This is a genomic window from Enterobacter sp. JJBC (genome assembly GCF_036936505.1).
In the GTDB taxonomy this organism is placed as follows: domain Bacteria; phylum Pseudomonadota; class Gammaproteobacteria; order Enterobacterales; family Enterobacteriaceae; genus Enterobacter; species Enterobacter hormaechei_C.
This window is the reverse complement of the sequence record NZ_CP136935.1, coordinates 4,433,014-4,446,004: the sequence shown is the minus strand read 5'-3', so window position 1 is coordinate 4,446,004 and position 12,991 is coordinate 4,433,014. Positions and strand designations below refer to the sequence as shown.

Genomic DNA, 12,991 nt, shown 5'->3' with positions numbered 1-12,991 from the left:
GTCGGCGTCAGAACAGCTCGTGCGTCTCGCCGTTATCAATGATCTCTGTACCCACCTCATGCACTGCCTGCGTGGTTGGCTGCGTACCCTCGATGAAATACTCGGCACGGCTGTTGCCGCCATTCGCAAGCTGTCCGGTGCTGCGGTCAATATTGATCGTGACAATGCCCGGCGGAGGCGTTAGCGGCTGCTCCGGCACGCCCTCGAGAGCGGCCTTCATGTAAGCATCCCACGCCGGTTGCGCACTCTTAGCCCCACCCTCGTAACCGGAAATCTGATCTTTAATCGCGCCAGAAGCGGTTGTGCGCCCCAGAGTGCGGCGGTGATCGTCAAAACCAATCCAGACCGAGGTGACAACGCCCGGGCCATAACCTGAGAACCAGGCATCTTTTGAACTGTTGGTTGTCCCGGTTTTGCCGCCGATGTCGTGGCGCTGCAAATCGCGGCCCGCTCGCCAGCCGGTGCCTTGCCAGCCCGGTTCGCCAAAGATGTTGGTGTTCAGTGCGCTCTTAATCAGGAACGACAGCGGCGTGCTGATCACGTGCGGGGCGTACTCCTGCGCGCCACTCTGGGCGACCAGCGCCTGATTGGCCTGTTCCAGCTGAGGCTGCGGCACCGCCAGATTCTGACGTTCCTGAGAGATCGCCACATCTTCCATATCCTTGTTTTCCAGGACATTGGATTTTGGCGTGTCGCCGTAAATCACCGGAATATCGCATTCAGGGCAGGCAATTTTCGGTTTCGCTTCAAACAGTACGCCGCCCTGATCGTTCTCGATTTTGCTGATGAAATACGGATCGACCAGGAATCCCCCGTTCGCCATCACCGAGTAGCCACGCGCGACCTGGAGCGGTGTAAAGGACGCGGAGCCGAGCGCCAGAGATTCGGTATGAACAATGTTTTGCGCCGGGAAGCCGAAGCGTTGCAGATACTCTGCCGCATAATCAACGCCCATCGCACGCATCGCGCGAACCATGACCACGTTCTTCGACTGGCCAAGGCCCTGACGCAGACGGATAGGGCCAGCGTATTGCGCCGGAGAGTTCTTCGGCTGCCAATCAGAGCCCGCACCGGCATCCCAGCGGGAAATTGGCACGTCGTTGAGAATGCTGGCGAGCGTCAGCCCCTTATCCATCGCCGCGGTATACAGGAACGGTTTGATGTTCGAACCAACCTGACGCAGTGCCTGGGTCGCGCGGTTAAATTTGCTCTGGTTGAAATCGAACCCGCCAACCAGCGCCATCACGGCACCGTTCTGCGGATTGATGGAGACCAGCGCAGAGTTGACGTCCGGCACCTGCGCCAGCCACCAGGCATCACCGACCTGACGGACCCAGATTTGTTGTCCGGTTTGTACCACATCGGTCACTTTACGTGGCGTCGGGCCCTGAAGAGTGTCAGAGCGGTACGGACGCGCCCAGCGGACACCCTCCATGCGCAGCGAAACGGATGTGCCATCGGCCATCATCGCCACCGCTTCCTGTGGATCGGCCTGGGTGACGACAGCCGGACGCAGCGGGCCATAGGTCGGCAGCGCTTTCAGGGAATCAGTGATTTTTTTACTGTCCCATGCGCCTTCCCCCACTTTCCACAGCACGTTGGACGGGCCGCGATAGCCGTGACGCATATCGTAATCCATCACGTTATTACGCACCGCCTGCTGGGCAGCCTGCTGCACTTTGCGGGTCACGGTGGTATAGACGCGATAACCATCTTCATACGCTTTATCACCGTAGCGACTCACCATCTCCTGGCGAACCATTTCAGTGAGATACGGTGCAGAGAAGGCGATTTCCGGCGCATGGTAATTGGCGTCAATAACGTCGCTGCGCGCCTTATCGTACTCAGACTGACTGATGTAGCCTTCGCTCAACATACGCGACAGCACCACGTTACGGCGCGCGGTGGCGCGGTCCAGCGAGTAGAGCGGGTTAAAGGTGGATGGCGCTTTTGGCAGGCCGGCAATGGTCGCCATTTCGCTCAGCGTGAGCTGATCGATCGGCTTACCAAAATAGACCTGAGCCGCAGCCCCTACGCCATAGGCGCGGTAGCCCAGATAGATCTTGTTGAGGTAAAGCTCAAGGATCTCGTCTTTGCTCAGCAGTTGCTCAATGCGGATCGCGAGGAACACCTCTTTGATCTTACGCATCAGCGTCTTTTCCGGGCTGAGGAAGAAGTTACGCGCCAGCTGCTGGGTAATGGTACTTGCCCCCTGAGAGGCATGACCGGAGAACAGCGCCACGCTTGCCGCACGGAAAATACCGACCGGATCGACACCGTGGTGCTCGTAAAAACGGCTGTCCTCGGTGGCGATAAAAGCTTTCACCATCACGGGTGGGATTTGATTTAAGGTCAAAGGGATACGACGTTTCTCGCCGTATTGCGCCATCAGTTCACCATCGGCGCTATAGACCTGCATAGGGATCTGAAGCCGCACATCACGAAGCGTGGCGACATCAGGGAGTTGCGGCTCGACATATTTGTACAAACCAATAATCGAGCCTGCTCCCAGCAGAATGCAACAGACTGCAAGGATCAATAAATACTTTACGAACTTCACCGGAGATTTCCCATTTGGTTTAGCCTGGGCAGTTTCTAAACAATCGCGCGGTAGTATAAAGGCAAGCCTGATTCATTGATATAGCCGTCACTCCGACGGGCGATAAGGAGATCGTGAAGCATGGCTTTTAAAACGTGGCAAACAGGTGTTCATATTCAACAGGATAAGGTGGTTGCGGTAGCGCTGACCAGAGAGCGGGCCGGATGGCGTTTACGGCGCTGGTGGGCGGTGCCGCTGTCGGACGGCGTTATCGGGGAAGGCAAAATACTTAAGCCAGAAGAGCTGGTTAACGCATTACGTGGCTGGCGGAAAACATTGCCGCACTCGCATCGGGTATTCCTCTCATTTCCAGCAACGCGCGTTCTGCAACGCGCGTTGCCCCGTCCATCCGTTACCTTGCGTGACAGCGAACAGCTCACCTGGGTAGGCGCCGCATTAGCGCGTGAGCTGGAGATGCCCGCCGATACGCTCTGCTTTGACTACGCGCAGGATACGTTCAGCAACACTTTTCAGGTTACCGCAGCGCAAAACAGAGAGGTCGATACCCTGTTGACGCTGGCGAACGCGCTGCGTTTGCGTCTGGCAGCAATCGCCCCGGATGCCGGCGCGCTGGCTAATCTTCTCTCTGCTGTTGCCCCCGCCCGGTGCGTCGCCTGGAGAGATCAACACCAGTGGCTATGGGCGATGCGTCACCAGTGGGGGCGGCGCTACACCACAGAAGCGGCGACGGTGAATGAACTGGCGGCGCTGCTTGCGCTTTCTTCTTCTGATATCGCCGTGTTTGATGCTGCCCGCGATCCCTGGGAAGCGGTGACGCTGTGCCAGCCGCCGCTGCCGGAATGCGGTGCTGATTTCACCGTCGCCCTGGCGCTGGCCATGAGCGAGGCGCCGTAATGAGCATGCCCAATCTTTTACCCTGGCGTCGGCAGCAACGTAATCAGCGCCTGCGTTTCTGGGGGCTGCTGTTTGCCACCTCATTGCTGGTGATGCTGGCGGGTGGTATCAGCCTGCGGGCGACGCAGTCTCTCGCGTTACAGGCGTTGCAGAGCGAACTGGCGGGGACACGGGCGGTGCAGAAAGTATTGAGAGCCCGTCAGCCGCAGTCAGCGGGGCTGAAAACCCCTTCGCCGCCGTCTGATCCGGCCTGGCAACCCGCGCTGGAATCGCTTGCCAGCGCAATGCCCCGGCAGGCGTGGCTGACGGCGCTGCGTTATCAGCCACCCTCGCTGACCCTGACCGGCTATACCACTTCACTGCCAGCGCTCGCAGCCATGACCGATGCGCTGAAAAGGGTGACGGGATTTAACCCCGGACCGGCAGGCGAACTGCAACAGGATAGCCTGGGGCGATGGATGTTCTCTTTTAAACTGCATAGCCGGAGGTAGCCGGTGGGTATCTGGTATCAACGCTGGGCTGATGCACGTCCTTCCCGGCGCGTCCTTTGCTGGTTGATCGCGTCGGGGCTTGTTGCGTGGGCAATTTGGGAACTACTGCTCAGGCCCGCTGCTCTGCGTTACGCCGATGTTCAGGCGCAGGCCATCAGTGCGAAGCGAATCAACGCCTCGCTGTGGCCAGAGGCCGGACGGCAAGCAGTGTTTACGTAAGTGACGCCCTCGCGGCCCTTTTCTCCCCTGGCATTTCAGCGTGAGGACGCAAGGCTGGTGTACTGGAAGCCGCAGCAGAGTGGGGGAGAGCTGGCGCTGGATGCCTCATGGGGCGCGGTTCCGGCGCTCTTTTCCCGGCTGGCGCTTGAGAACGTGCGGGTGAGTGCGTTTTCCATCATCCCACAGGGCAAACAGTTACGCCTCAGCCTGCAACTGGAGATCGGTCATGCGCAGTAAAGCCCGTTTAGTCATCCTGCTTTCTCCGCTTTTCCTGACCGGGATGCGGGATCCCTTCTCTGTGCCGGAAGAGCGTTGCGCAGCCGGGCAGCTCAGCCAGTGGCGGTATCAGGGGATAGTCAGCGGCAGCAGGGATATCGGCCTTATGCAGGACGGGCAGAAACGCTGGCACCGGGTAAAAACGCAGATGCGGTTACCGACAGGCTGGCGGGTGAGCGCGATAGATAGACAACAACTGACCGTTGATGTCGGCGATATGTGCGAGCCGAAGCGATGGACATGGCAACGAGAAGGAACGAAAAAAAGTGAAGATAAGGATAGGGCTGTTACTGGCGGTACTCAGCCAGCCCCTGTGGGCCGCGACGCCAAAACCGGTCACCCTGCTGGTGGATGATGTCCCGGTGGTGCAAATATTACAGGCGCTGGTAGCGCAGGAGGATCGCAATCTGGTGGTGTCGCCGGATGTCAGCGGTTCGCTTTCGCTGAATTTAACGCGGGTGCCCTGGAGGCAGGCGCTTCAGACGGTAGTGAACAGCGCCGGGCTGGTATTGCGGGAAGAGGGCGGCATTTTTTATGTGCATACGGCGGCCTGGCAACGGGAGCAACAGACGCGTAAAGAGCAGGAGCGGGCCCAGCGTCTGCTCGACGCCCCGCTGCACTCTCACAGCATTCCGTTTGCTTATGCGGATGCGGGCGAATTGCAAAAAGCGGCGGAAAAGCTCTTAAGCCCGAAAGGCAGTCTCTCCGTCGACAAGCGCACCAACCGTTTCCTGGTCAGGGATAACCAGACGGTGGTGGATATGCTCCAGCGCTGGGCTGTGCAGATGGATCTGCCCGTCGAGCAGGTGGAACTGGCGGCGCAGATTGTGACCATCAGTGAAAAAAGCCTGCGTGAACTGGGGGTGAAATGGAACCTCGCTGACGCAACGGAGGCCAGTAAAGTGGGTCAGGTCACGACGCTGGGTGCGGACCTGTCGGTGGCCAGTGCGACCACCCACGCAGGGTTTAACATCGGGCGCATCAACGGCAGGATGCTGGATCTTGAGTTGTCGGCGCTTGAGCAAAAGCAGCAGGTGGATATCATCGCCAGCCCGCGGCTGCTGGCATCGCACATGCAGCCGGCCAGCATCAAGCAGGGCAGCGAAATTCCGTATCAGGTTTCCAGCGGCGAGAGCGGGGCGACATCCGTTGAATTTAAAGAAGCGGTATTAGGCATGGAGGTCACGCCGGTGGTTCTGCCGGGTGGTCGTGTGCGCCTGAAATTGCATATCAGTGAAAATATGCCCGGCCAGGTGCTGCAACAGGCAGACGGCGAAACGCTGGCGATCGATAAGCAGGAGATCGAAACGCAGGTTGAGGTAAAAAGTGGGGAAACGCTCGCGCTGGGCGGGATCTTTTCGCAAAAGAATAAAACCGGACGCGACAGCGTGCCCGTGCTGGGCAACATTCCGTGGCTGGGTCAGCTGTTCCGCCATGACGGAAAAGATAACGAACGGCGCGAGTTAGTGGTGTTTATCACGCCACGTCTGGTCAGTATTCAGTAATGGGTAACGATCCCCGCAATGATTTTGCATTCAGTTTGTTGCAGATGTTTGACGTGGGGCATGAATTAGCATACAAGGAGTACCGATTTGAGTTGGACTTACGTCTTATTTCCTTATGCGCCGGGAACGGTGATTTAATCAGTTGCCAAACAAGCCGGAGTATTGAGATAATTTTTCGTCTGACTCTCGCTCTATTGCAAATGAGGTTTCAGTTCATGTCCTGCTACGCCGGGTGTCTGCGCAGCGGGGATTACCATTAACGAATAGTCTTAGTAGTACCGAAAAAATGGCAGAGAAACGCAATATCTTTCTGGTTGGGCCTATGGGTGCCGGCAAAAGCACTATTGGGCGTCAGTTAGCTCAACAACTCAATATGGAATTTTACGATTCTGATCAAGAGATTGAGAAACGAACCGGAGCGGATGTGGGCTGGGTCTTCGACGTAGAAGGCGAAGAAGGTTTCCGTGACCGAGAAGAAAAAGTGATCAACGAACTCACGGAAAAACAGGGCATTGTGCTGGCAACTGGCGGCGGCTCTGTAAAATCTCGCGAAACCCGCAACCGTCTCTCCGCCCGTGGCGTAGTGGTCTATCTTGAGACGACCATCGAAAAACAGCTGGCACGCACGCAGCGTGATAAAAAGCGCCCGTTGTTGCAGGTTGAAACACCGCCACGTGAAGTTCTGGAAGCTTTGGCCGATGAACGCAATCCTCTGTACGAAGAGATTGCTGATGTGACCATTCGTACTGACGATCAAAGCGCTAAAGTGGTTGCAAACCAGATTATTCATATGCTGGAAAGCAACTGATTCTGGCTTTATATACACTCGCCTGCGGGTAAAAGCATTTAAGGTGGATGTCGCGTCATGGAGAGGATTACAGTTACTCTCGGGGAACGTAGTTACCCTATCACCATCGCGGCTGGTTTGTTTAACGACCCAGCTTCCTTCTTACCACTGAAAGCGGGTGATCAGGCGATGCTGGTCACCAACGAGACGCTGGCTCCGCTTTATCTCGACCGTGTACGTCACCTGCTTGAGCAGGCGGGCGTGAAGGTCGACAGTGTGATTCTGCCCGATGGCGAGCAGTACAAAAGCCTGACGGTACTGGATACCGTCTTTACCGCACTTCTGCAAAAACCGCACGGTCGTGATACAACACTGCTTGCCCTTGGCGGCGGCGTTGTGGGCGATCTGACCGGTTTTGCAGCCGCCAGCTACCAGCGCGGCGTGCGCTTTATTCAAATTCCAACCACGTTGCTCTCACAGGTCGATTCTTCTGTGGGCGGTAAAACGGCGGTTAACCATCCGCTCGGCAAAAACATGATTGGCGCGTTCTACCAGCCCGCCTCGGTGGTGGTGGATCTCGACTGTCTGAAAACCTTGCCAGCGCGCGAACTGGCGTCCGGCCTTGCAGAAGTGATCAAATACGGCATTATTCTTGACGGGGAGTTCTTCACCTGGCTGGAAGAGAATATGGATGCGCTGCTGCGCCTCGACGGGCAGGCAATGGCCTACTGTATTCGCCGTTGTTGTGAGCTGAAAGCAGAAGTCGTTGCCGCAGATGAGCGTGAAACCGGCTTACGTGCTTTACTGAATCTGGGGCATACGTTTGGTCATGCGATCGAAGCCGAAATGGGCTACGGTAACTGGCTTCACGGTGAAGCTGTCGCTGCCGGAATGGTTATGGCGGCGCGTGCCTCTGAACGTCTGGGGCAGTTCAGGCCGGAAGAGACAGCACGTATCATCGCGTTGCTTAAACGTGCTGGCTTGCCGGTAAGTGGTCCGCAGGAAATGTCTGCGCAGGCGTACCTTCCCCACATGATGCGCGATAAAAAAGTATTAGCAGGTGAGATGCGTCTGGTACTCCCGCTTGCAATAGGGAAAAGTGAAGTGCGCGGCGGAGTGCCGCACGAAGTCGTACTTGGCGCTATTGCTGATTGTCAGCAAGCGTAACAACTAGAAAGGTCAGACCGCTGTAACAGGTGGTCGTTTTAGCTTCAGGTTAATGCAGAGTCGTTGGCAGAAGCCTTTGAGTGGGGTGTTAAATGGATGAATTCAAACCAGAAGACGAGCTGAAACCCGATCCCAGCGATCGTCGTACTGGTCGTTCTCGTCAATCTTCAGAACGTGATAACGAGCCGCAGATCAACTTTGACGATGTCGATCTGGATGCAGACGATCGTCGCCCTTCGCGTAGCCGCAACGCGCGCAATGAGCGTGAAGACGAGGAGTTTGAATCCGAAGAAGAGTTAATGGATGAACAGCCTGTTGAACGTCGACCGCGCAAGCGTAAAAAAGCGGTAGCGGCAAAACCGGCCTCCCGTCAGTACATCATGATGGGCCTTGGCGTTCTGGTGCTGGTATTGCTGATTGTCGGCATTGGTTCCGCGCTAAAAGCCCCTTCTACCCATTCTACCGAGCAGACCGCGTCTGCCGAGAAGAGCATCGACCTGTCTGGTAACGATGCGAGCAACCAGGCGAATGGCGCTCAGCCTGCGCCGGGCACCACTTCCGCAGAGCAGACCGCAGGCAACACCAGCGCCGGTCAGGATATCTCTCTGCCGCCTGTCTCTTCTACCCCGACTCAGGGCCAGGCGCCAGCTACGCCTGAAGGCCAGCAGCGTGTTGAGGTTCAGGGCGATCTGAACAACGCGCTGATGCAGCCGCAGAATCAGGAACAGGTTAACGCTGCCGTGGTGAACTCCACGCTGCCAACTGAACCAGCCACCGTTGCGCCAGTTCATGGCAGCAATGCCCAGCAGCAGACGGCGGCAACGGAAACCAAACCGCGCCAGACGCAGACTGCACCACGCCAGGAGCGTAAGCAGGCTGTGATTGAGCCGAAGCGTGAGACGAAACCACAGGCCGTGGCAAAAGCGCCAGAAACGAAAGCGCCAGCGCAGACAAAACCTGCGGTGAGCCAGCCGGTTAAAGCGCCAACGCCAGCAGCAACCGCTGCTCCGAAAGCGACGGCGACCACAGCGGCGCCTGCTGCAACAACACCTGCTGCAACAACACCTGCGGCTCCCGCAGCCAAAACGGGCGCTTCGCCAGGTAAAACGACGGGCAACGTGGGTTCTTTGCAGTCGGCCTCTTCCAGCAACTACACCCTTCAGCTGAGCAGTTCGTCTAACTATGACAACCTCAACGCCTGGGCGAAGAAATCGAATCTGAAAAACTACGTGGTTTATCAGACGACCCGTAACGGTCAACCGTGGTATGTGCTGGTGAGTGGTATTTATGCTTCCAAAGATGAAGCAAAACGTGCCGTTTCCACGCTGCCAGCCGACGTGCAGGCGAAAAACCCGTGGGCGAAGCCGATTCATCAGGTGCAGGCCGATCTGAAGTAATGTTTAAAGCGCAGGATGCTGTCGGAGCTTTCTCCACAGCCGGAGAAGGTGTAATCAGTTAGTCAGCATGAAAAAAAATCGCGCTTTTCTGAAATGGGCAGGGGGGAAATACCCCCTGCTCGACGATATTAAAAAGCACCTGCCGAAAGGCGAGTGTCTTATCGAGCCCTTCGTGGGTGCTGGATCGGTGTTCCTGAATACCGATTTTTCTCGTTATATCCTGGCGGATATCAACAGCGACCTTATTAGCCTCTATAACATCGTCAAACTGCGTACCGATGAGTATGTGGAAGAGGCACGGAAGCTGTTTACGCCAGAGAACAACAACCCGGACGTCTACTATCAGTTCCGCGCTGAGTTTAATCAAAGCCAGGATCCGTTCCGTCGCGCGCTGTTGTTTCTTTATCTCAACCGCCATGGCTACAACGGTCTGTGCCGGTATAATCTGCGTGGCGAGTTTAACGTGCCGTTTGGCCGCTATAAGCGTCCCTATTTCCCGCAGGACGAGCTGTATCACTTTGCTGAAAAAGCGCAGAATGCCGAGTTCTACTGTCTCTCATATGAAGAGTGCATGGAGCTGGCGGGCGTAAACTCGGTGGTCTACTGCGACCCGCCTTACGCGCCGCTGTCTGCCACGGCAAATTTCACCGCCTACCACACCAATAGCTTCAGCCCGGCCGAGCAGGCTCGTCTGGCTGAGATGGCGGAAAAGCTGGTCAGCAAAAGAATTCCGGTGTTAATTTCGAATCACGACACGCCTGATACGCGCGAATGGTACAAAGCCGCGAAGCATTTTCAGGTAAAAGTGCGGCGTAGCATTAGCAGCAACGGCGGCACACGTAAAAAGGTGGACGAACTTCTGGCGCTTTATCGACCCTGAGCCTTTGCCCGCCGGTAAACACATTTCAAGGAGATGCGGATGAAACAGTTTTTGATTGCCCCCTCAATTCTGTCGGCCGATTTTGCCCGCCTGGGTGAAGACACTGCCAAAGCTCTCGCGGCTGGCGCGGATGTCGTCCATTTCGACGTTATGGATAACCACTACGTTCCCAACCTGACCATCGGTCCGATGGTGCTTAAAGCACTGCGTAACTACGGGATCACCGCGCCCATTGACGTGCATCTGATGGTGAAACCGGTTGACCGCATCGTACCCGATTTCGCCGCGGCGGGTGCCAGCATCATCACTTTCCACCCGGAAGCCTCCGAACACGTTGACCGCACGCTACAGCTGATCAAAGAGAACGGCTGTAAGGCGGGGCTGGTCTTTAACCCGGCGACCCCGCTGAGCTATCTCGACTACGTGATGGACAAGCTGGACGTGATCCTGCTGATGTCCGTCAACCCTGGCTTTGGTGGTCAGTCATTTATCCCTCAGACCCTCGACAAACTGCGTGAAGTGCGCCGCCGTATCGATGAGTCTGGCTATGATATTCGTCTGGAAGTGGACGGCGGCGTGAAGGTCAATAACATCGGTGAGATTGCGGCGGCAGGGGCGGATATGTTCGTCGCAGGCTCCGCCATCTTCGATCAACCGGATTACAAAAAAGTCATTGATGAAATGCGCCGTGAACTGGCGAAGGTAAGTCATGGATAAATTGCAGGCTATTCGGGGTGTAGCATTTGACCTCGACGGCACGCTGGTCGACAGCGCGCCAGGATTAACCCGCGCCGTCGATCAGGCGCTATATGCCCTTGAACTCCCCGTTGCAGGCGAAGAGCGCGTGGTGACGTGGATTGGTAACGGTGCAGACGTGCTGATGGAGCGCGCGCTGACCTGGGCTCGTCAGGAGCGTGCCTCTCAGCGTTCCGCGCAAGGTAAACCGAGTGTTGACCACGCGGATATTCCCCAGGATGAGCAGCAGCGTATTCTGCGCAAACTGTTCGACCGTTTCTACGAAGAGACCGTCGAAGAGGGCAGCTTCCTGTTCCCGGATGTCGCTGAAACGCTGAGCGCGCTACATGCTAAAGGCATCCCGCTGGGGCTGGTGACTAACAAGCCGACACCGTTCGTTGCGCCTCTGCTGGAAGTGCTGGATATCGCGAAATACTTCTCCGTAATTGTGGGCGGCGATGACGTACAGAATAAAAAGCCGCATCCGGAACCGCTATTGCTGGTGGCAGGAAAATTATCCTTAGCACCTGCGGAGCTGCTCTTTGTCGGGGATTCCCGCAATGATATTCTGGCTGCCAGAGCGGCAGGTTGCCCGTCGGTTGGGTTGACCTACGGCTACAACTACGGTGAAGCCATTACGCTGAGTGAGCCGGACGTTGTGTTCGACCACTTCAAAGATTTGTTGCCCGCACTCGGGCTCTCGCACAGTGAACATCAGGAATTGAATAATGACTAAGCCCATCGTTTTTAGTGGCGCACAGCCTTCAGGTGAACTGACCATTGGTAACTACATGGGTGCGTTACGTCAGTGGGTGAGCATGCAGGATGACTACCACTGCATTTACTGCATCGTGGATTTGCATGCTATCACCGCGCGTCAGGATCCCGAGAAGCTGCGCAAGGCGACGCTCGATACGCTGGCGCTGTACCTGGCGTGCGGTATCGATCCAGAGAAGAGCACCATTTTCGTTCAGTCTCACGTACCAGAGCACGCGCAGCTGGGCTGGGCGCTGAACTGCTACACCTATTTCGGCGAGCTGAGCCGCATGACCCAGTTCAAGGATAAGTCTGCGCGCTACTCTGAGAACATCAACGCCGGTCTGTTTGACTATCCGGTGCTGATGGCGGCCGACATTCTGCTGTACCAGACCAACCAGGTGCCGGTGGGTGAAGACCAGAAGCAGCACCTGGAGCTGAGCCGCGATATTGCCCAGCGCTTCAATGCGCTTTACGGCGACGTGTTCAAAGTGCCTGAGCCGTTTATTCCGAAATCCGGCGCGCGCGTGATGTCCCTGCTGGAGCCGACCAAAAAGATGTCCAAGTCTGACGATAACCGCAACAACGTTATCGGCCTGCTGGAAGATCCGAAATCGGTGGTGAAAAAGCTCAAGCGTGCGGTGACCGACTCCGATGAGCCGCCAGTGGTGCGCTACGACGTGCAGAACAAAGCGGGCGTATCCAACCTGCTGGACATTCTCTCCGGTGTGACCGGACAGAGCATCCCTGAGCTGGAAAAACACTTTGAAGGCAAGATGTACGGCCACCTGAAAGGCGAAGTGGCAGACGCCGTTTCCGGCATGCTGACCGAGTTGCAGGAGCGCTATCACCGTTACCGTAACGACGAAGCTTTCCTGCAAAAAGTGATGAAAGAGGGCGCAGAAAAAGCCAGCGCGCGCGCGTCGGAAACCCTGAAAGCGGTGTACGAGGCGATTGGGTTTGTGGCGAAACCTTAAGCCGCCACCGGACAAATACGGACTCAATAAAAAAACCGGGAAATTCCCGGTTTTTTTACGCCTGAAAAACGCTTACTGCTGTGCCGCCGGGCCGCAACCGCCAATGATCTTCGAAATGGAGATCGCCGGATGCAGCAGGTAATCATAGCTGCAATTATTTTTAGTATTTTGAACGTGACCGGTGCAGGCCGTCAGAGTTGATAACAGGCCGACCAGAACGGCAGCTTTAGCCAGTTTGAACATACGCATTCCTTGTCTAAAATCTAAAATTGGATGTAACACGAGGGAATAAATGGAAAAGTTCCATTATGCGGGCGGTATGTTATCGATTGAGGTAAGAAGGGAGT

Annotated in this window: 14 protein-coding genes; 12 read left to right on the top strand and 2 right to left on the bottom strand. The window is 56.4% G+C overall.

What is annotated here, in order from left to right:
• Positions 1–7: 7 nt before the first annotated feature.
• Complete coding sequence (gene mrcA, locus RY075_RS21465; protein ID WP_003861623.1) at positions 8–2,560, bottom strand: peptidoglycan glycosyltransferase/peptidoglycan DD-transpeptidase MrcA; 2,553 nt, start codon at positions 2,558–2,560, stop codon at positions 8–10.
• A 120-nt stretch (positions 2,561–2,680) separates the two neighbouring features.
• On the opposite strand from mrcA, the gene pilM reads away from it, so the two are divergent.
• From pilM to trpS, 12 genes are all read left to right on the top strand, one after another.
• On the top strand, positions 2,681–3,454 hold the full coding sequence (gene pilM, locus RY075_RS21460; protein ID WP_003861624.1) for a pilus assembly protein PilM: 774 nt from the start codon (positions 2,681–2,683) through the stop codon (positions 3,452–3,454).
• Positions 3,454–3,945, top strand: a complete 492-nt coding sequence (locus RY075_RS21455; RefSeq protein WP_003861625.1) for a PilN domain-containing protein — start codon at positions 3,454–3,456, stop codon at positions 3,943–3,945. Before pilM ends, RY075_RS21455 begins: the two co-directional genes overlap by 1 nt.
• A 276-nt stretch (positions 3,946–4,221) precedes the next feature.
• Positions 4,222–4,401 (top strand): hypothetical protein, encoded by a 180-nt coding sequence (locus RY075_RS21450; protein ID WP_022651950.1) that lies wholly within the window; start codon positions 4,222–4,224, stop codon positions 4,399–4,401.
• Positions 4,391–4,795 carry a HofP DNA utilization family protein gene (locus tag RY075_RS21445; protein ID WP_003861627.1) on the top strand — a complete coding sequence of 135 codons (405 nt, stop codon included), beginning with the start codon at positions 4,391–4,393 and terminating at the stop codon, positions 4,793–4,795. The genes RY075_RS21450 and RY075_RS21445 overlap by 11 nt, the downstream gene beginning before the upstream one ends.
• Positions 4,707–5,945 (top strand): DNA uptake porin HofQ, encoded by a 1,239-nt coding sequence (gene hofQ, locus RY075_RS21440; protein ID WP_003861628.1) that lies wholly within the window; start codon positions 4,707–4,709, stop codon positions 5,943–5,945. Before RY075_RS21445 ends, hofQ begins: the two co-directional genes overlap by 89 nt.
• 286 nt (positions 5,946–6,231) lie before the next feature.
• Positions 6,232–6,753: a shikimate kinase AroK gene (gene aroK, locus RY075_RS21435; RefSeq protein WP_003861630.1), complete on the top strand. Its 522-nt coding sequence runs from the start codon at positions 6,232–6,234 to the stop codon at positions 6,751–6,753.
• 57 nt (positions 6,754–6,810) lie between these two features.
• Positions 6,811–7,899 carry a 3-dehydroquinate synthase gene (aroB, locus tag RY075_RS21430; protein ID WP_003861631.1) on the top strand — a complete coding sequence of 363 codons (1,089 nt, stop codon included), beginning with the start codon at positions 6,811–6,813 and terminating at the stop codon, positions 7,897–7,899.
• A 92-nt stretch (positions 7,900–7,991) separates the two neighbouring features.
• Positions 7,992–9,296, top strand: coding sequence for a cell division protein DamX (damX, locus tag RY075_RS21425; RefSeq protein WP_003861632.1), 1,305 nt, complete (start codon positions 7,992–7,994; stop codon positions 9,294–9,296).
• Between the two features lie 67 nt (positions 9,297–9,363).
• Entirely contained in the window at positions 9,364–10,176 is an 813-nt protein-coding gene (dam, locus tag RY075_RS21420) for an adenine-specific DNA-methyltransferase (protein WP_003861633.1), read from the top strand.
• 39 nt (positions 10,177–10,215) lie between these two features.
• Positions 10,216–10,893 carry a ribulose-phosphate 3-epimerase gene (gene rpe, locus RY075_RS21415; protein WP_003861634.1) on the top strand — a complete coding sequence of 226 codons (678 nt, stop codon included), beginning with the start codon at positions 10,216–10,218 and terminating at the stop codon, positions 10,891–10,893.
• Complete coding sequence (gene gph, locus RY075_RS21410) at positions 10,886–11,647, top strand: phosphoglycolate phosphatase (RefSeq protein WP_003861635.1); 762 nt, start codon at positions 10,886–10,888, stop codon at positions 11,645–11,647. The genes rpe and gph overlap by 8 nt, the downstream gene beginning before the upstream one ends.
• Positions 11,640–12,644, top strand: a complete 1,005-nt coding sequence (gene trpS / locus RY075_RS21405) for a tryptophan--tRNA ligase (protein WP_023298773.1) — start codon at positions 11,640–11,642, stop codon at positions 12,642–12,644. Before gph ends, trpS begins: the two co-directional genes overlap by 8 nt.
• Positions 12,645–12,716: 72 nt before the next feature.
• Here trpS and RY075_RS21400 read toward each other — a convergent pair whose 3' ends face one another.
• Positions 12,717–12,887, bottom strand: a complete 171-nt coding sequence (locus tag RY075_RS21400; RefSeq protein ID WP_008503029.1) for a YhfL family protein — start codon at positions 12,885–12,887, stop codon at positions 12,717–12,719.
• Positions 12,888–12,991: the final 104 nt, after the last annotated feature.

Excerpts from the sequence above, each read along its gene's own strand:
- RY075_RS21445 (WP_003861627.1), top strand. The coding sequence starts at position 4,391 with ATGCGCAGTAAAGCCCGTTTAGTCATCCTGCTTTCTCCGCTTTTCCTG.
- pilM (WP_003861624.1), top strand. The coding sequence starts at position 2,681 with ATGGCTTTTAAAACGTGGCAAACAGGTGTTCATATTCAACAGGATAAG.
- aroB (WP_003861631.1), top strand. The coding sequence starts at position 6,811 with ATGGAGAGGATTACAGTTACTCTCGGGGAACGTAGTTACCCTATCACC.
- rpe (WP_003861634.1), top strand. The coding sequence starts at position 10,216 with ATGAAACAGTTTTTGATTGCCCCCTCAATTCTGTCGGCCGATTTTGCC.
- RY075_RS21455 (WP_003861625.1), top strand. The coding sequence starts at position 3,454 with ATGAGCATGCCCAATCTTTTACCCTGGCGTCGGCAGCAACGTAATCAG.
- damX (WP_003861632.1), top strand. The coding sequence starts at position 7,992 with ATGGATGAATTCAAACCAGAAGACGAGCTGAAACCCGATCCCAGCGAT.
- gph (WP_003861635.1), top strand. The coding sequence starts at position 10,886 with ATGGATAAATTGCAGGCTATTCGGGGTGTAGCATTTGACCTCGACGGC.
- dam (WP_003861633.1), top strand. The coding sequence starts at position 9,364 with ATGAAAAAAAATCGCGCTTTTCTGAAATGGGCAGGGGGGAAATACCCC.
- aroK (WP_003861630.1), top strand. The coding sequence starts at position 6,232 with ATGGCAGAGAAACGCAATATCTTTCTGGTTGGGCCTATGGGTGCCGGC.
- RY075_RS21400 (WP_008503029.1), bottom strand. The coding sequence starts at position 12,887 with ATGTTCAAACTGGCTAAAGCTGCCGTTCTGGTCGGCCTGTTATCAACT.
- trpS (WP_023298773.1), top strand. The coding sequence starts at position 11,640 with ATGACTAAGCCCATCGTTTTTAGTGGCGCACAGCCTTCAGGTGAACTG.